General features: G+C 40.2%; 17 protein-coding genes. 4 read left to right on the top strand and 13 right to left on the bottom strand.

Annotation, left to right across the window (positions count from 1 at the left end):
• Nucleotides 1-230: 230 nt before the first annotated feature.
• The 12 genes from BG00_RS03725 to BG00_RS03670 form a co-directional block, all read right to left on the bottom strand.
• A complete protein-coding gene (locus BG00_RS03725) occupies nucleotides 231-2894 on the bottom strand; it encodes an ExeM/NucH family extracellular endonuclease (RefSeq protein ID WP_036980623.1) in 2664 nt (887 codons plus the stop codon).
• A 274-nt stretch (nucleotides 2895-3168) separates the two neighbouring features.
• Complete coding sequence (hemB, locus tag BG00_RS03720) at nucleotides 3169-4176, bottom strand: porphobilinogen synthase (RefSeq protein WP_036980621.1); 1008 nt, start codon at nucleotides 4174-4176, stop codon at nucleotides 3169-3171.
• Between the two features lie 13 nt (nucleotides 4177-4189).
• Entirely contained in the window at nucleotides 4190-6049 is a 1860-nt protein-coding gene (locus BG00_RS03715; protein WP_036980619.1) for a sensor domain-containing diguanylate cyclase, read from the bottom strand.
• Nucleotides 6049-6840, bottom strand: a complete 792-nt coding sequence (locus BG00_RS03710) for a TatD family hydrolase (protein ID WP_036980616.1) — start codon at nucleotides 6838-6840, stop codon at nucleotides 6049-6051. Before BG00_RS03710 ends, BG00_RS03715 begins: the two co-directional genes overlap by 1 nt.
• Nucleotides 6840-7349 (bottom strand): hypothetical protein, encoded by a 510-nt coding sequence (locus BG00_RS03705; protein WP_036980614.1) that lies wholly within the window; start codon nucleotides 7347-7349, stop codon nucleotides 6840-6842. The genes BG00_RS03710 and BG00_RS03705 overlap by 1 nt, the downstream gene beginning before the upstream one ends.
• Nucleotide 7350: 1 nt before the next feature.
• Entirely contained in the window at nucleotides 7351-8091 is a 741-nt protein-coding gene (gene tatC / locus BG00_RS03700) for a twin-arginine translocase subunit TatC (RefSeq protein ID WP_013466202.1), read from the bottom strand.
• Between the two features lie 49 nt (nucleotides 8092-8140).
• Entirely contained in the window at nucleotides 8141-8473 is a 333-nt protein-coding gene (gene tatB, locus BG00_RS03695; protein ID WP_036980612.1) for a Sec-independent protein translocase protein TatB, read from the bottom strand.
• Nucleotides 8474-8478: 5 nt separating this feature from the next.
• Nucleotides 8479-8739 (bottom strand): Sec-independent protein translocase subunit TatA, encoded by a 261-nt coding sequence (tatA, locus tag BG00_RS03690; protein WP_013466200.1) that lies wholly within the window; start codon nucleotides 8737-8739, stop codon nucleotides 8479-8481.
• Nucleotides 8740-8818: 79 nt separating this feature from the next.
• Nucleotides 8819-10420: a ubiquinone biosynthesis regulatory protein kinase UbiB gene (gene ubiB, locus BG00_RS03685; protein WP_036980610.1), complete on the bottom strand. Its 1602-nt coding sequence runs from the start codon at nucleotides 10418-10420 to the stop codon at nucleotides 8819-8821.
• 17 nt (nucleotides 10421-10437) lie between these two features.
• Nucleotides 10438-11097, bottom strand: coding sequence for a ubiquinone biosynthesis accessory factor UbiJ (locus tag BG00_RS03680; protein WP_036980608.1), 660 nt, complete (start codon nucleotides 11095-11097; stop codon nucleotides 10438-10440).
• Nucleotides 11098-11109: 12 nt separating this feature from the next.
• Nucleotides 11110-11865 carry a bifunctional demethylmenaquinone methyltransferase/2-methoxy-6-polyprenyl-1,4-benzoquinol methylase UbiE gene (gene ubiE / locus BG00_RS03675; RefSeq protein ID WP_036980607.1) on the bottom strand — a complete coding sequence of 252 codons (756 nt, stop codon included), beginning with the start codon at nucleotides 11863-11865 and terminating at the stop codon, nucleotides 11110-11112.
• Between the two features lie 107 nt (nucleotides 11866-11972).
• On the bottom strand, nucleotides 11973-12932 hold the full coding sequence (locus BG00_RS03670) for a GGDEF domain-containing protein (protein WP_036980605.1): 960 nt from the start codon (nucleotides 12930-12932) through the stop codon (nucleotides 11973-11975).
• Nucleotides 12933-13266: 334 nt separating this feature from the next.
• Between BG00_RS03670 and BG00_RS03665 the strand changes: the two genes are divergently transcribed.
• Entirely contained in the window at nucleotides 13267-15045 is a 1779-nt protein-coding gene (locus BG00_RS03665; RefSeq protein ID WP_036980603.1) for a DUF885 domain-containing protein, read from the top strand.
• Between the two features lie 76 nt (nucleotides 15046-15121).
• Entirely contained in the window at nucleotides 15122-16603 is a 1482-nt protein-coding gene (locus BG00_RS03660; RefSeq protein WP_036980601.1) for an FMN-binding glutamate synthase family protein, read from the top strand.
• 15 nt (nucleotides 16604-16618) lie between these two features.
• Here BG00_RS03660 and BG00_RS03655 read toward each other — a convergent pair whose 3' ends face one another.
• Complete coding sequence (locus tag BG00_RS03655; protein ID WP_036980600.1) at nucleotides 16619-17254, bottom strand: methylthioribulose 1-phosphate dehydratase; 636 nt, start codon at nucleotides 17252-17254, stop codon at nucleotides 16619-16621.
• A 101-nt stretch (nucleotides 17255-17355) separates the two neighbouring features.
• Between BG00_RS03655 and BG00_RS03650 the strand changes: the two genes are divergently transcribed.
• Entirely contained in the window at nucleotides 17356-18498 is a 1143-nt protein-coding gene (locus BG00_RS03650; RefSeq protein WP_036980598.1) for a methionine aminotransferase, read from the top strand.
• Complete coding sequence (locus BG00_RS03645; RefSeq protein WP_036980596.1) at nucleotides 18486-19259, top strand: amidohydrolase; 774 nt, start codon at nucleotides 18486-18488, stop codon at nucleotides 19257-19259. The genes BG00_RS03650 and BG00_RS03645 overlap by 13 nt, the downstream gene beginning before the upstream one ends.

Below are 19259 nucleotides of genomic sequence, written 5' to 3'. Positions count from 1 at the left end.
AACGCAGCTTCACATTTTGTATTTATTGAACAATAAATGAAAGGTGTGAAATTTGATAAATGCCATATCAAGGTTTGCATAGATAGTAAGCAATGTTTGCTGAAGCTTGTCTGAATTACATTTGTATAAAAAATAAAAAATAAAAAATAAAAAAGCCGCGAAAGCGGCTTTTGAGTAACTATATAGATATTTTAGGTCACAATACCTAATTGTTAACCGACTAATTAAGCTTAATCAGCATACTTTGTTGCTTTGTACGTTAATTTAACATTACCAAAAGGAATGGCGCCGTTTACACGCACTCGCCACTTACCTTCTTTAGGGTTGGTAAATGAACAACTTTCGCTATTACCGAAGCTTATTGAGGCGCAATCTTTTCTGAAAAGAGTCGGGTTTCTTTTATGGCGTACAAATAAGTTTGCATCACCCCAGCCACCGTCAAGGCTAACCGTTAGCTCGTCATAACCTTGTGGGATTTCAAAGCTGTAGCTTTTCCACCAAAACCACCCGCCAATATTATTAATTTCGCCAATAATTACTTCAGGTTCTGGCTCAGGTGGCGCGATAATGGTCGAGCGAATATCGACAATAACAGGGTCATGATCTGACGCTCTGTAAGGACCTTGAGCATATAAGGTTGATTGTTGTGCGTCAGATTTAAATTCAACGTTATAATCAAGCGAGATAGGCTCATCGGCATTAATGTGCCAATCGGTTGCACTGACTACTTTATTTAATAAGCTTGGGCTGACTAGGGCGTGATCTAAACTACCCGCTCGGCCAGAAAAGCTATAAGAGTAACCTAAAGTGTTGCCATCTAGCTCAGCAACCACATTTTTAAAGCCTTTATCAGCAAATGCACGGATAGGATCTTCCATTGCATAGGCGTTCATGTCGCCAACAAGAATGATATCTTCATCATCAACCCCTGTTGGTTTGCTATTTAACCAATCAGCAAATGCATTGGCGCCAGCAGTTCGAATTTCGTTCCAACATGCTTGGCCGTCATTTTGATCAGCGTTTCCACCAGTTGCACTTCCACAACCACCTTTAGATTTTAAGTGGGCAACGGCAACAGTAAAGACTTCTTCTGTCTCTAAAGATTTAAAGCTTTGCGCAATAGGTGCGCGATTGCTGTAGTCAAAAGGCGCGTCAGTTGTAATCGCTGCTGTTCCTACCTGCTGTACTTTATCAGCACGATAAATAAGCGCGGTAGTAATGGCGTCGGTGCCGATTTTATCAACGCCAAAGTCCACAAATGCATAGTGATTTTGACTGTCGGCATCATTAAGTGCATTTACTAAGCTTGCAACAGCACTAAATTCACCAAAGCCGTCATTTTCAATTTCCATTAAGCCAATCACATCAGCTTGCATAGCACTGATAGCACTAACTAGCTTGGCCTGTTGACGAATTAATTCTACTTCTGAGTCAGCACCTCGGCTAGTTGGGAAACCGCCACCTTGGCCATCGCCATTAAAGTAGTTAAGCACGTTAAAGCTGGCAACACGTAAATCAGCGTCAGGGTTTAACTCTGGCGCATCGGTGCGTGGATTCGTAGTTATAAACTGAGGTGTGACCGTTGGGTGAATACGGTAAGTGCTAAAACTGTACGCTAGGGCGCCAGTTACGGTATTTACTGTATCGCCAGTACGCAGCGTATTCTCTGCCGATAATCCAGGTACAGGGTAAGCAATAGGGTCGCGATTTTGACGAGTTGAGCCATCATCTACGAGTATTTTTTTAGTTAGATTTTGCGCTTCAACCGCATTTGCTGCCGCACCAGGAAGTGCAACTTGTGTCCCTTGATATAAACGTTCGGTGGCAAGCTCTAATTCACCGTAACGACCTAAACCATAGTTATTCGTGACAACTAATGGCTGCTCTAGGGTCACCAACATACCTTCAAATGCTTCTAACTCACTTTGATCGATAACGGGTAAAGTGATTTTAGTAGGATAAGCTGAAAGGCCGATATCACAAATAGCAACTTGGCTAACATTACCAATTTGGGTGGCATCAAAGTACTCTTCAACAGTACCTTGTACGCGAACATGGTCGCCAACATTAACATCAGTATTGGTAAAGTAAACAAATACACCTTCAGAAGTAAGGGGATTTGCATCTTCATCACTATTAAGTGAATTTACAAAAAAGCCTTTGAGCTGATCATCTGCTTGGAAATCAGCCGTCACAACGCCTTCAAATTCAACCACAGTGTTAACCAGTGGACTGCTTGCGCCTTCACCTTGAATACTGCTAATTAATGTTTTATCAGCGCCACATAGTAAAGGATCTTCAGGTTCTGGCTCAGGATCTGGATTAGGTGAAGAATTCCCTGCAAAGATACCTAGATCACTAAAATCATCTTGATCAAATTGCAGCCATAGCTCACTTGGATTAAAAGCGCCATCGGCATCAGTGCGTCCGTTTAATTGAGTTTCTTTACGGCGCAGTGTTTTATTTTGCGTTTGTACGCCACCTTCAGACCAAAATGAACCTGGATCTACGCCGCGTTGACCAAAGCTATCAATAACGGTTGAGCCTTGCGTAAGTACCAGTGCGTCATCACCATTAAAGTTAGTGACGGCGCTGAGTTGATCTGCTTTTTCTTTTAATTCAACTGAAGCATTACCATTAACAATGACATACGTGCTATTAGCAGCAAGTTCACCGGTTAAATCGAGCGTATTGTTCGCCTCTGTATTGCCATTTGAATAGAGGCTTAGGGTGTAGCCATCCAATGACAGTGGGGTTGTCGAATTATTAAATAGTTCTACTGCTTTATTATAGCTACTGCCCTCTACGTATTCTGATATAACGAGGTTTGCGGTAGCGGGTGCACTGAGGCTTGCTAACACAAGCGCCAATGGCGTTATTTTTGTTTTCAACATTATTATTTTTTCCCGTGTTTTTGTTTCCCCAAATGGGACGCTTAGTGTAATGAAAAATGATTACAAATAGAATACAGAATGTTAACAATATTAAGTTTTGTTATTTTTTGAGGTAGAACGTACAGTTGTGTGTTTGGTTTTAGGTAAGGCAGAGCCTGTGTAGTGTGATTACTATCTATAAAAATAGGGGGTAACGCTGCATAAATGCCAACTATGTGTTGTTCTTAAACATAAAAAAAGGGCAATAAAGCCCTTTTATATCAATATGCTTTTATTACTTATTTAAATAGCGGGCAGCCTGCTTTGCAAAGTAAGTCAGAATGCCATCAGCACCTGCACGTTTAAATGCTAATAGAGACTCCATAATAGTGGCTTCCTCACTCAGCCAGCCGTTATCAATAGCGGCTTTGTGCATCGCGTACTCACCACTTACCTGATAAGCAAATGTTGGTACACCAAATTCATCTTTAACGCGGCGTACAATGTCTAAATAAGGCATACCTGGCTTAACCATTACCATATCGGCGCCTTCTTGCAAATCAAGAGCTACTTCACGAATAGCTTCATCAGAGTTGGCAGGATCCATTTGGTAAGTTTTTTTATCAGCGCCTTTTAGGTTTCCTGCTGAACCGACAGCATCTCTAAATGGGCCATAGTAGCTTGATGCATACTTTGCTGAATAGGCCATAATGCGAGTGTGAATAAAGCCATCGGCTTCAAGGGCTTCACGAATTGCACCAATACGCCCATCCATCATGTCTGATGGGGCAACAACATCAGCACCTGCATGTGCGTGTGATAGCGCCTGCTTAATTAAAATTTCGGTAGTGACGTCATTAATTACATAACCTACATCATCAAGAATGCCGTCTTGACCATGCACAGTAAATGGGTCAAGTGCAACATCGGTGATCACGCCAAGCTCAGGAAAGGTTTCTTTTAATGCGCGAACAGTTCTTTGTGCTAAGCCATCATCGTTATACGCTTCTTCAGCGAGTAGAGACTTTTTATCTGCAGGGGTAACAGGGAAAATAGCAAGCGCAGGGACGCCTAAATCAACTAATTCTTTAGCTTCTTCTAGCAGTAAATCAATTGACAAACGTTCAATGCCGGGCATCGATTCAATACTTTCACGACGGTTTTTACCTTCAAGCACAAAAACAGGGTAAATAAGATCATTAACACTCAGCTGATTTTCAGCCATAAGGCGACGAGAGAAATCATTACGGCGCATTCTACGCATGCGAGTATATGGGAAAAGGTCTAGTCCAGATTGGGCCATAAGTTATACGCTCCTACTGTGAGATTGGAAAATTAACCACTTGATTGCGGCCATGTTGTTTTGCTAGATAGAGTGCCTTATCGGCACGCTCAGTAAATGTTTCAGGGTTATGAACATCATCGGCAATATGAGTATAAACACCGGCACTAATGGTGTATTTAATCGTAGTACCTGCAACACTGACAGTGTTTTTTTCTACTGCGCACCGTATTTGCTCGGCAATAGTTAACGCACCTTGATTATTAGTATTGGGTAGCAGGACGACAAATTCTTCACCACCATAACGCGCCACTTCATCAAGGGGACGTTTTAATTGTTGTTTAATAACATCACAGACTGCTCGAATTACCTGATCGCCGGTTAAGTGGCCATAGGTATCGTTGATTTCTTTAAACTTATCTATATCAAGCATAATGATGCTCAAGGGTGTTTGCTCACGGCGTGAACGGCGAATTTCCATGATTATTTTTTTATCAAAGAAGCGCCTGTTTTTTACCCCTGTTAGAGCATCTTCCATATTGAGTTGTTCAAGCTCACGGTTCTTATCTTCAAGTTCCCTAAGCGTGACTTGTAACTCAAAGGTGCGCTCATCAACTTGGTTTTCAAGTTCATGACGAGTGCGATCTTGTAATTCAATTCGTTCATTTAACAACGCGTCTTGCGCTGCACTTTTTGCAATCAATGCCTGTTGTGTTGTGACTTGCTCATCACGTTGTAATATAAATAATTTTATGACGGTGTAGCTTAAACAAAATGAGCAGCTTAAAGAGGCCGCGAAGGTGAGTATTAAGCTGGATCTAGTGACGGTATACAGGCCTGTTAACGCAACGGAAAAATGAATGACTACAATTAAAAAGAACCCGAGTGCCATTAATAGAGATTTATTGGGGCTCGTGGGGTTTTTTCGTAAGTAAAATAATGTTGTGACAACATGATAACTTAAAATGACAGGAATGCTTAAAATAGCAAACAAAGCCACGCTTGGAGTAGGCAGCAACCCTATAAGTACAATAACCAATGCATATAAGGTGGTAATTATTGTTTGCCCTTTAACTAAGTTGGATTTAATGGGTATGCAAACATGGCGCTGTAAAGGAAGAAACAACACCGTGATCAGCATTAGCAAAATAGGCAGCATTAATTGCTGTAAGGCTGCTATGTTTGGGGGGGCATAACGAAACCCAAATCCGCCTAAATATGCTAAAAATAGGCTAAGCATCAGTGTAATCACACCGGCATAGGCAAAATAATGTTTACGTGAAAAAGCAAATAAAACCAAGCTACTGATAGCCAAAGAAAAAATAAATCCAATCAGTAATCCATAGTGCAAGTTAAGCATACTTTTATGGGCTAATAATGCATCTTGTTGCCATAAGGTGAGGGGGACACGAAGCCCGACTCCTGCATTATTATTAACGTTAAGATAAACGGTGGTTTCGCTGTTAGCGGGAAGTGTTAATTTAACCAACAAAGACTCACTTTTAATCGCTCTATCAGATAAAGGAAGAGCATCACCAAAATGTTCCGATTTTAGTTGCTTCTCACCCATAAAGTGGTACAGGTATACATTGTTTAGAAGTGGGTTATCTAACGATAAAATTGGCTCTGTTGGCTTATTAAGATAATTATTTAGTTGAAATTGAATCCACACAGGGCGAGTTTCAAGACCTAAATTAAGCGGTTTATTATTAAGTGACTGCCATTGTTGTAAGTTGCTTTGTTGTGCATCTTCTAGTGAGTTGGGGGTAAACGAATAATGAATCGACTCTATTTTTTTTGAGCTAAATTCGCTATTTATATCAATTGCAGTTGCAGGGAAACAGGATGTAAAAAACACCAAAATGAATGCCAGCAAGGTGCTGTAGATGCGCATTATTTTTTCTCTAATCCAAATAAGCGATTAAAGTTTTCACGAGTATGTTTTGCCACTTCAGATGCTGGAATGTCGTAAAGCTGAGCAAGCGTGTCACACACATAATGCAGCAATGCTGGCTCGTTTCGTCTTGATTTTGGCTTTGGCTTTGGTTTAACAATACGAGGAATTAAAAATGGCGAATCGGTTTCTATTAATAAACGTTCAATAGGAATACTCGGTATAAGTTGCTGTAACTCCTCGCCACGTCGTTCGTCACATACCCAGCCGGTAATACCAATATAAAGTCCTAAACTTAAGTAACCTGAGAGTGCTTGCGCATTGCCTGTAAAGCAGTGCAGTACACCGCGAACAGTAAATTCTTTTAAAATAGTGAGCATATCCTCACTGGCATCACGTTCATGCAAATAAACAGGCAAGTTGAGTTTTTCAGCTAATGCGAGCTGACGACGCAAAACAGCACGTTGTATATCTCTAGGGGAAAAGTCGCGATTGTAATCTAGTCCGCATTCACCTATGGCAATAACATGCTCATTTTGAGCGAACTGAGTAAGTTGTTGCTCAAGCTCAGGGGTTGCTGTTTTAGCGTCATGAGGGTGAATACCAGCGGTAGCATATTGATTATAGTGCGCAGCAAGTGCTAATGATTCTTCACTGGAGGTTATATCACAGCCAATAATCAGCATCCTGTTTACGCCCGCATCTTTTGCTCTGGCGAGCACCTCTTGATGCTGACCATCAAATTGATGATTAGTTAAATTTACGCCAGCATCAATTAACGTGTATTGCATTACTGAGTACGTTTTACACGAATTGAACGGTTTTGATCTGCTTTTTTAAGTAAAAAAGAGTTAAATACGCCACGGCTAATGATAACAGTATCACCTTCGTCTAATTTTAAGCTATCTGAGCCAATTTGACGCCATTGCTGGTTATTTTCTAAGGTAATGATTAGCTCACCATAAGGAGCTTTTTTAACAGATGAAATCATTGATGTAATAGACTCTTCACCATTTTCAGCAATTTCTTTATGCTCTAAACCAAACTCTTTTGTTTTAGTGGCCACAGGCGCTGTTGCAGCGAGAGCCTCAGCTTTTACATTTGTTTGTGCCGATTTGCTTAGCTGGCTTTGCGCTGGTTGTGTTAATGACTTTCCGGCAATGGTGTTGTCGTAGCAGAGTAAACGATTAAAGTCGTTTTCAATAAAACTACAGGCTTGCAAAGCTTGCTCATTAATAGGAGTAGCGGCTAAAACCGGTACGCTGACTAAAGTGAGTAAAGAAAGTAAATACTTGTTCATATTATTCCTTAGATTCTTGTTGTGGTTTTGCGGTATAAAATTTAGCTAAAATTAAACCAAGCTCAAATAAAAGCAGCATAGGTAGTGCCAATAGGGTTTGTGAAAGCACATCAGGAGGCGTTAAAAACATTGCCACTACAAATACGCCAACCACTATATAGGGACGCTTTTCTTTTAGACTTTGTGTGGTTGTTGCACCGCTCCAGCAGAGCAACATAATTGCAACTGGGATTTCAAATGCGATCCCAAAAGCAAAAAACAGCTTGAGCACAAAACCTAAATAACTACTTATATCGGGCGCAAGTGTCATCATTTGCGGCCCTACACTAGTGAAAAACCCTAAAATTATAGGTAGCACCACAAAATAACAAAAAGCAATGCCACTATAAAATAAGATAATACTGGAAGCCAATATGGGCATCAGCATTTTTTTTTCATGTTGATATAAACCCGGGGCTATAAACCCCCAAATTTGATGCAAAATCCAAGGAATGGCAGCAAATAAAGCAACAAACAACGTCAGCTTAAAAGGGGCAAAAAACGGTGCAGTAACATCCGTTGCAATCATAGTGGCTGTACTAGGTAAATGAGCAACTAACGGAGCGGCTACAAAGGTATAAATATCGTTTGCAAAGTAAATTAAGCCAATAAAAATCACTAAAATACTCAATAACGATTTAATTAGCCGGTCACGCAATTCAATTAAATGAGCGACAAACCCTGATTTTACTTCCTCAGTCATTGTGTTTTATACCGTGTATTAAGTGCATGAAAAAAAGAGAGTGCTATGTTCACTTTGAGTCATCTGTTTGTTGGCTATTTGATGCTGGCGTTTGACTTTTTTTATAGCTACGGGTGACTGATTGCGCCGCTTGTTGTAGCTCAGAAACAGAATTTTGTAGGTCAGGACTTAAATCTTTAAGACCTTGTTGCTCTGCTTTTTTTAGATTTTCGTGTAGCTCATGCACACGAAGCTCCTCACTCACCTCCGCTTTTACGGAATTGGCCATTGCTTTTGCTGTTTTAACCCAACGGCTCACAGTTCTAATAGCGACAGGTAAACGCTCAGGACCAAGCACCACCAAACCGACAATAAATACAACAACAAGCTCCCACATTCCCATGCTGGTTAAACCTTGTCGTTGTCTTTAGTTTTGCTAGTTGTACTTGAATCGATAGGTGTTGATTCTGCTGATTTTTCAATGTGTTCTGTTTTATTTTCGCTGGCTTGTTTTTCAGCGCTTTGCTCATCCGACATCGCTTTTTTAAAACCTTTAACTGCACCGCCTAAATCACCACCGATACCGCGTAGCTTTTTGGTACCAAATAAAAGTACAATGATTGCAAGTACAATTAATAGCTGCCAAATACTAATACCACCAAACCCCATGGTTTTCTCCTGCTTTTAAAGCCGTTAATATTAAGATTAAATGCTGATTATACGCTCGCAGCGGTAAATAGCACTTAGTTTATGCGCGGCGCCAAGCCGCTATAAAGCCAACTACAGCACAGCCTAAGACAACGCCAGCAGCCATTAAGTTGTGTTGTAAATAAAATAATGCTGAAACAATCATCGCTGCACTACTAAAAAGTCCTAAAACCAAGGGCTTATGTGAAACCGTTGATGTTGGAGGTTGTGCGTGCGGTGCTCGTTTTAAATTTTGATAAATTAAATCAGGCAACTCAGGCATTTTTTCTGCCCAAAACGGCAAGTTTGCATACATTTGCTTTAGTACAGAAAGCGGGCCAACCTGTTGTTTTACCCAGTCTTCTAAAAACGGTTTTGCGGTTTTCCACAAATCTAGTTGTGGATAAAGCTGGCGACCTAAGCCTTCAACATACAACAAGGTTTTTTGTAATAATACGAGTTGTGGTTGAACCTGCATATTAAAACGACGTGCAGTATTAAATAAATTAACCAGTACATGGCCAAATGATATTTCAGCCAGTGGTTTATTAAAAATGGGCTCGCAAACGGTACGAATGGCAAATTCAAACTCTTCAATGCTGGTATCGGGCGGCACCCACCCTGAATCAACATGTAGCTGAGCTACTTGGCGGTAGTCACGATTAAAAAAGGCAATAAAGTTTTCAGCTAAATAGCGTTTATCTTCTTTGTTAAGTGTTCCCACAATACCACAATCTATACCAATATATTTAGGATTGTGCGGGTTTTCGCGCGACACAAAAATATTGCCAGGGTGCATATCTGCATGAAAAAAACTATCGCGGAATACTTGAGTAAAAAACACTTCCACTCCGCGCTCTGCTAATAACTTCATATTGGTATTTTGTGCCATGAGCGCCTCAGTATCCGAAACAGGAATACCGTAAATTCGCTCCATAACTAATACATTATTGCGGCTGTAATCACTATATACAGTGGGGATATAAAGAGATTCTGAACCTTCGAAGTTACGCTTTAATTGAATGCCGTTAGCACCCTCACGCATTAAGTCGAGCTCATCGAGCAATGTTTTTTTATACTCTTTAACCACTTCCACAGGGCGTAATCGCTTGGCTTCGTTAATTAATTTACCGACAACCTTAGCTAATTTTTCCATTAGTGCTAAGTCAGCGTTGATTTGTTGCTCAATATTAGGGCGAATAACTTTAATAACAACATCTTGCGATTCACCCTGCGCGTCAACGAGGGTGGCAGTATGCACTTGAGCAATTGAGGCCGATGCCAAGGGGGTTTGTGAAAACTCGCTAAATAGCTGGCTAATATCATCTATTTCTAATGCTTTTTCGATAATCCTCTGGGCTAGCTCACCTTCGAACGGTTCTACCTGATCTTGTAAAAAGGCTAATTCCAAGGCGATATCATGAGGCAGTAAATCGCGTCGAGTTGAAAGCATTTGGCCAAATTTTATCCACACCGGGCCAAGTTGTTGCAGTGCTAATCGAAGTCTTAAGCCAGGTGGTTTATCTTTGTGTTGGTTGCGCAACCAAAACAAACTTCCTCGTGCAAGTTTAGCAAACCAAGGTGCTTTGTGTTTTGGAATAAGCTCATCGAGTCCGTAGCTAAGCAGAGTTTTAGTTATGTAATACAGTCGGGCAGTTGACACAAAAAATCCTTAGCGCGTTAAAGAGCTTTAATTAAGGCGTTAATACGTTGCTCAATGGCGGCAACTTGGCCTTTTAGTGCTCTATTTTGTTGTTTAAATTGCGCAAGCTCTAATGGATGAATGGTGATTGCCAATTCATCTTGGCATACACTAATAAAAGTACTGTCTAGCTGAGACTTTGCTTTTTTACCTTGCTGCTTAAGCGACTGCAAATGTAAATAAAGTTGTTGTGCAGGCGCGTCGCCAATATGCTTTGCTAGTTGCTCTGGCCAATCAATGTCTACACTTGAAAAGGCGGAACTATAATTTTGAGCTATATTTAAATCGCCTTCTAAATCAAGTTTATTTTGGCGAATAAGTTGAGTCATCATGGCAGGGTTTTTCAGTGCTAACAATGTATCTATGGTGGCACTGATCATACAATCAGCGTCAGCATGTTCTAATGCAGTGTAAAGATGTAGCTGCTGATTGGCATAGGTAATGACTATTTTTTGCTGCCAGTCTCTAACTTCAACCAATAAACGCTGATGCTCTACTACATTTAGTTTATCGTGTAAGCTCGGGTCGAGTTTAAGCGCTTGATTTAGTATTTGTTCAATAAGCGAAAGCACAAAACTCGGTAGCATAAAAAAACTGCTTGTAGCCGGTTGTTCTTTATTGTTTTCTTCAAGCGCCATAAATTACTAACCTTAGTATTTAAATCCACGATGAAGCGCAACAATGCCACCTGTTAGATTTTGATAAGTCGTTTGCTCAAATCCCGCTTCGACCATCATCGATTTAAGCGTTTCTTGATCTGGATGCATACGAATTGACTCGGCTAAGTATTGGTACGATTCACTGTCGTTAGCAACTAGCTTACCCATAGTAGGTAAAATGTTGAAAGAGTAAAAATCATACGCTTTGCTGAGAAGCTCTTGCTCTGGTTTCGAAAACTCAAGAATGAGTAAACGACCACCTGGCTTTAAAATACGGTACATAGAGCGCAACGCTTTATTTTGGTCGGTAACATTACGTAAGCCAAAAGCAATCGTAATTAAATCAAAACTATTATCAGGAAAAGGTAATGCTTCAGCATTCATTTGCACATAATTAATGTTACCGACAAGGCCTAAGTTATGCAGCTTTTCGCGGCCAACCTTTAGCATTGAAGAGTTTATATCACCTAAAACAACCTGGCCGGTATCGCCAACAAGTTGACTAAACTTTGCGGTTAAATCGCCAGTACCACCGGCTAAGTCTAATACATGATGGCCTTTACGAATGCCTGAACTAGCGATTGTTTGACGTTTCCATAAGCGATGAATACCAAAAGACATGAGATCATTCATAACATCGTATTTTGTCGCAACAGAATGAAACACATCAGCAACCATAGAAGCTTTTTCGGTTTCGGCAACAGTTTTATAGCCAAAATGCGTGGTATTTTCAGGGTTCTCGTTCATGATTAATCTCTATCGTGGTAATAAAGACTAGTGTACTTGATTGTGCACCAAGGGTGCAATTTGAATATGATTTATCAGCTAATTTATTGTGTGAACAGTGTAATTGGCTATTGAGATGTGCGTGATTTAAAGGCCGCGTTTGAGGCACTTTTAACAAGTTGGTTAAAGTCGCCTTGTTGTTGTTCCGTAATCCCTAGAGAGAGAGAAATGGGAGGGAGTTTTAGATCGCTTTTTGAACTTATAAAGCGTAGTTTTTCAACTCCGCTTATCACTTTTTGTGCAATAAGGTTAGCGGTTTCGGGTTCTATGTTAGCAAGTAAAACGATGAATTGATCTTTTGCAGAGCGTCCGGCTAAGCCACTTTGCGAAACATATTTTTGCACTTGCTTAGCCACTTTATTTAAAATCACTTCGCCAATGGCATCGCCAAAATTATTAATAAAATGCTCTAAATTATCAATTTGAATGGCAATAGCTGAGATTGATTTGTCTTGTTTTAACCATAACTGTGTTTGTTTGGTTAAATAATGGCGTTTGTATAAGCCAGTTTGTGGGTCAATCACATGTTGTTTGCGTAGGGTATTAAGTTGTTTTTTAGTTGCTTCGTGTAGTTTTTTGGCCTGACTTAGTTGGTGTTTAAATTGAGCTTGTTGCGTTAATAAAAGCTGAGTTTGTTCATTAAGCCTTTCTAAAGCAATACGGCTGTTGGCAATATTATTTTCATCTAGAGAGTGCATACAGTCATTAACATGACCTGCAAAGTCGTTTAGCTTTTTTTCGGTCTGTTGAGCATTTTGCGATAGTGAATTGATCACGCCATTGACGTTTTCAATCATGGCTACTTCGGTTTTATGCCCTTGATTTAAATATTCAAAATAGAGTTGTTCAATAAACAGCTCATCAATATTTTGATGGGCATCTATGGCATCATCAATAGCATTGTTAAGCGCAAAATGGATTTTACTAGTGTATGTATACACAACTTGAAAATTTAAGGGGGTAGGAGGCAAAACATGATGCTCTAAAAACATACATACTTTTGTCATTTTTTCTTGTGCTATAGCCATGGAGTCATGGAACATCATTTGCAATTACCAACCAAATACGCATAAATGCTGATTTATAAAACTCGTCCGATAAGGCAATTTGCTTCCAAGCGCAGATACAATAATCATTATATCTGTGATTTAAAAGTAAAATGAGTCGTAGTTGGCTAAAATGGCGCTATAAATTCAATAACCGTTGCTTTTTTGAGCAATTACTCTAATTGTTAAGTATTAACTTAAGTTAATACAATATCTCACGGGCGTATATTTTGCGCAGTTGGTCGTATATCTATTTGCTATTTATCTAGGCTACGATAGGTTTATCACATCTGTAATATTACTAAGATCAATCACTATGAATTTATCTCTTTCAAAACAAATGCGTATTTCCTTATTAAGTGTCACCTTAGTGTGCTCATTAAGCGCGTGTCAGCTCACCGCAATTAACGCCGATCAGCAATTTACGCAAACGGCTGAAAATATCGTACAGCACCGCCAAAATGTAAGCCCGTATAGTAACCCCGAAGGCGTTGATGGCTACTTATTACCTAATTTGTCAGCTGAATTTTTAGCACAGCAATATCAAAAAAACACGCAGTTATTAGCAGATTTAGATGCCATAGATGTAAGTAAGCTCAGTGATGAAAACCAAATTAACTACAGTATTATTCGAGCGCAAGTGCAAAATAGTGTTGATGAATATGTATTTAATACGCACTACATGCCTTTAACGTCAGAATATGGCTTTCATTCAAGCTTATCGTTTATTGTTAATAGCTCTGATTATAAAACCGCACAAGATTATCAACACTATTTAAAGCGATTAAAGCAAGTTCCGCGCTTTTTTGAGCAAAATATAGGTTGGATGCGCAAAGGATTAGAGGTTGGTTTAACTCAACCCAAAGCGGTGTTAATTGGTTATCAAGACTCGATTACTGCTTACATTGTTGATGACGTCACACAATCTGAATTTTATAAGCCTTTTTTAAACAATACCGCGGGTTTAAGTGATAGTGAATTTGCAGATTTGCAACAACAAGCTAAAGCTATTATTAGCAGTCAAGTTATTAATGCCTACAAAGACTACTTAACTTTTTTTAATAACGAATACTTACCAGGCGCACGTAGTGATATTGGTATTTCGTCAACACCGAATGGTGAGGCCTTTTATGCAAATCGTGCTAAATATTACACCACCACACAAATGACCCCAAAAGAAATACATGAGCTGGGTTTAGCGGAGGTTGCGCGCATTCGTAGTGAAATGGAAGCGGTTATTAAAGAAGTCGGTTTTAAAGGCACATTTGCAGAATTTATCCACTTTTTACGAACAGATCCGCAGTTTTACGCCACAACGCCTGAGCAATTATTAAAAGAGGCCGCGTATATTGCAAAAAAAATGGATGCACAGTTACCTAAATTATTTCATACCTTACCGCGTAAACCTTATGGCGTAGCGCCGGTGCCTGCTAATATTGCTCCTAAGTACACTACTGGGCGCTATTCGGGTTCGAGCCGTGATGATCAAGCCGGCTTTTATTGGGTGAATACCTACGCTTTAGATAAACGACCACTCTATGCTTTAGAAGCATTAACTTTGCACGAAGCTGTTCCGGGTCATCATTTACAAATATCACTCAATGCAGAACTTGAAAGCTTACCTAGCTATCGCCGTGATGCGTATTTATCAGCGTTTGGTGAGGGCTGGGGACTGTATTCAGAGTACTTAGGCATTGAAGCGGGTTTTTATCAAGACCCGTACAGCAACTTTGGTCGTTTAACCTACGAAATGTGGCGTGCTGCACGTTTAGTGGTTGATACGGGGATGCACATGTACGGCTGGAGTCGTGAGCGTGCAATGAACTTTATGGCCGATAATACTGCGCTTTCATTACACAATGTAAAAACAGAAACCGATCGTTATATTTCATGGCCTGCACAAGCGTTGTCATACAAAATTGGTGAGTTAACAATTAAACGTCTGCGTGCAGAGGCCGAGCAAGCATTAGGTCAGCAGTTTGATATTCGTGAGTTTCATCATCAAATATTGCGCCATGGTTCAGTGCCTTTATCGGTGCTTGAGCAGCAAATACGTTTATATATACAAGAAGAATTAGCAAAAACAGATAGCTAATAGCGTATTATTTTGAAACTATAAAAGCGTGGTGTTATTTAATGACATCACGCTTTTTAGCATTTAAGGATAAGTAATGAGTCAATTTATAATGTTTAGTATCGATGTGTTTGCCAGCTTATTTATTGTTGTATTTGGATTGCTGGTTATATTAATTGCTATTTTTTATGTTCGAGATATTACCCAAACAAAGCATGCTATTAGGCGTAATTATCCGGTAATTGGACGTTTTCGCTACTTTTTTGAACGCCAAGGTGAGTTTTTTCGTCAGTATTTTTTTGCTCTCGACCGTGAAGAAATGCCCTTTAATCGCGCCGAACGCAGTTGGGTATATCGGGCTGCTAAAGATGTTGATCATACGGCTGCTTTTGGTTCAACCCAAAGCTTAGAAACGACAGGCACCGTAATGTTTATGAACTGCGCATTTCCTACCTTAGATGAAGAAGCCTTAGCGCCTAGCAACGTAACGCTTGGGCCTTATTGTAAATTTCCTTACACCACAAATTCGTTATTTAATATATCGGGCATGAGCTTTGGTGCGCTATCTAGCCCTGCTGTTCGTGCACTCTCAAAGGGAGCAAAATTAGCCGGTTGTTGGATGAACACGGGGGAAGGCGGACTTAGTCCGTATCACTTAGAAGGTGGTGCCGATATCGTGTTTCAAATTGGTACGGCTAAATATGGTGTACGCGACGAGCAGGGAAATTTAAGTACAGAAAAGCTAAAAGCCGTTGCTGCACACCCAACAGTTAAAATGTTTGAACTGAAAATGAGCCAAGGTGCCAAGCCAGGCAAAGGCGGCATGTTACCTGGGCGAAAAGTGAATGCTGAAATTGCCAAAATAAGAGGCATACCCGAAGGGCAGGATTCTATTAGCCCAAATGGGCACCCAGAAATAAAAAATCCAAACGATATTCTAGACATGCTTACCACCATCAGGACTACAACCGGTAAACCGACAGGTTTTAAAGCGGTTATTGGTGAGCATACTTGGTTAGAAAGTTTATTTGCCGAGATTAATCATCGTGGTATTGAGTCTGCACCCGACTTTATTACTATTGATAGTGCGGATGGCGGTACAGGCGCAGCACCACAATCTTTATTAGATTCTGTGGGGTTACCGCTTAAAGAAAGCCTTCCTTTAGTGATACAGCTATTAAAGAAACATGGGCTTAGAGAGCGAGTTAAAATTATTGTTTCGGGTAAGTTAATTGTTCCTTCCAAAGTCGCATGGGCACTAGCACTAGGAGCCGACTTTGTGGTTTCTGCGCGAGGGCATATGTTTGCACTAGGCTGCATTCAGGCTATGCAATGTAATAAAGATACCTGCCCAACAGGAATTACTACGCATAATGAACGTTTGCAACGTGGTTTAAATGTTGAAGATAAAGCGCAGCGGGTCGCAAATTATAATAAATACATTCATTACGGTGCAGGGCTTATTGCACATTCTTGTGGCGTTACCAGTGCTCGCGAATTAAAACGCAAACATGTGCGTATTGTGCAAGAAAGCGGCCTTTCTGAGCCGCTAGATAAAATGTACGAGCATTATCATTAAATACTTGCTTGTTAATTATTGATGATGAAGTGTATTGCTCGCTTGAATGCCGGTGATTTTTAATCGCTCTAATTCGCAGCTAAACAAAAACTCTAGTGCTTCTAGGTGGCGACGCACTTCAGCAATATTTTTGCCAACTGCATATAAGCCATGACCGCGAATTAATACACCAAATTTAATCGGTGAGTGCAAATGGTGATCGCTGACTAATAAGCTCAAACGATCAATATCTTGGTCATTATCAAAAATAGGAATGCTTAAGGTTTCTAAATGTGAGGTAAAACCACTGAGCGCTTTTTGCATTTCGTAACCGCTTAAATCAAGCTGATGAGCTTGCGTTACTTGTGAAAGCACCGTTGCTGCAACAGATTGAGTATGCAATACACATTGCGCCTCAGGAATTAACTGATACAAACTTAAATGTAATTTCGCTTCGCTTGATAACGCCTGAGGAGTATTTAAGTTTTGCTGGTCTAACTGTAAAAAATGCTCATGGGTAAGTTGGGCCTTATCGCAGCCATTAGTCGTTATAACAAAGCCATTTTGGGTGCGAGCTGATAAACTTCCACCCGAGGCAGGAACCCAACCTTGTTGGCTAATCCATTTTGCGGCTTCTATAAGGTTTGAAATAGCGGTATGGTTGTTTTGCATATTTTCCTCACAAATAACAATTAAAGTACAGTTTAGACGGCTAAACTTCCGTTTTTAATCATAGCACTGCTCTGTACACAAAACCATCATCAGGAGACTTCGTGTTTGACAGTAAACTCCCCAATTTAGGTATTAGTATATTTAGCCAAATGAGTGGCTTGGCTAATAAGTTTTCGGCAATTAATCTTTCGCAAGGTTTTCCTGAGTTTGATACCCCTGAGTATTTAAAAGCGCAGTTAAGCCAGTATGTAACGCAAGGGGTTAATCAATACTCGCCTTCCAGCGGTGTACCTAAACTGCAGCAGCAAATTGCAGCATTAGTTCAGCGCAAATACAAAGCGCAAATTGATGGAACAAGCCAAGTAACTATAACTTCAGGAGCAACTGAAGCACTATTTGTAGCGATTCAAACAATCGTGCGCGCGGGTGATGAAGTTATTATATTTGATCCTGCATACGACTCATATCAGCCCGCTATTGAACTGGCAGGCGGCAAGTCAGTGCATGTTGCGTTAGCCGCCCCAGATTACGCCATAAATTGGCAAATGGTAAATCAAGCTATCACAGTAAATACTCGTGCAATTATTATTAATACTCCGCATAACCCAAGCGGTAAAGTATTAAAGCAGCAAGATATCAACGAACTAAAAAAGCTTGTGAGCGCTCACAATTTATATGTCATAAGTGATGAGGTTTATGAGCATATAACGTTTGATCAACAACCACACTTAAGTGCACTAGGTGACGAGGAACTACTGGCAAAAAGCTTTGTTATTTCAAGCTTTGGTAAAACCTTTCATAGCACCGGTTGGAAAATGGGCTACTGTATTGCGCCCACTGATTTATGCGAAGAATTTCGAAAGATTCATCAGTATGTTACTTTTTCAAGCTTTACGCCTGCGCAACATGCATTAGCAGATATGTTAGAGCAACACGCTGAACACATTGACCAGTTAAGTGAGTTTTATCAACAAAAGCGCGATGTACTCAGTAATGCTCTACAAGACAGCCGTTTTAGCATTTTACCAAGTGAAGGCACCTACTTTTTACTGCTTGATTACAGTGATGTATCGGATTTAAATGACGTAGAATTTTGCCAATGGTTAGCAGAACAAGCAGGCGTGGCAGCCATTCCACTGAGTGTATTTTACCAGCAGCCAAATAACGATAAAGTTATTCGTTTATGTTTTGCTAAAAACGATCAAACCTTAATAGAGGCGGCGCGCATTTTATGTCAACTTTAACTTTTACATTATTGCAAAGCTCGCTACATTGGCTCGATAAAAAAGCCAATTTAGCTATGTTTGAACAACAACTTGCTAACATCAACAATCAACCTGATTTAATTGTATTGCCCGAAACCTTTGCCACTGGATTTGCGGTTAACCTTGATTGTGGCGAACCTGAAAATGGCTCAGTACTGGGTTGGCTTAAAACACAAGCTAAAAAACATAATGCAGTGATTGCTGGCTCAGTATTGGTAACCCAAGAAGACAAAAAGGCCAACCGGTTTTATTGGGTAAAACCAAGTGGTGATGTGCGTTATTACGATAAACGCCACTTATTTTGTTTGGGTAACGAAGGCGAGTTTGTAGTGCCAGGGCAAACGCGTGAATTGTTTGAGCTAAATGGGTTTAAAATTTTACCGCAAGTTTGCTACGATTTACGTTTTCCGGTGTTTCAGCGCAATAACAATGACTACGACGTGATGATAAATATTGCCAACTGGCCAGCTGCAAGGCGTAATGTGTGGGATACCTTATTAATGGCGCGAGCAATGGAAAACCTGTGCTACGTGGTTGGCGTAAATCGGGTTGGCGAAGATGGTAATGGTATTGACCACAGCGGTGGAACCGCAGTGTATGACTTTAAAGGTGATCCACTGATTAAAGCGAATGATGACCAGCCAGCATTATTAACAATCACATTAAATAAAGCGCCGCTTGATGAGTTTAGAGCTAAATTTCCGGCACATTTAGATGCCGATGCTTTTACATTGGTATAA

Source organism: Pseudoalteromonas sp. SCSIO_11900 (genome assembly GCF_000576475.1).
Classification (GTDB): domain Bacteria; phylum Pseudomonadota; class Gammaproteobacteria; order Enterobacterales; family Alteromonadaceae; genus Pseudoalteromonas; species Pseudoalteromonas tetraodonis.
Note: the sequence above shows the minus strand (reverse complement) of the source record. Positions and strands in the feature narration are given on the sequence as shown.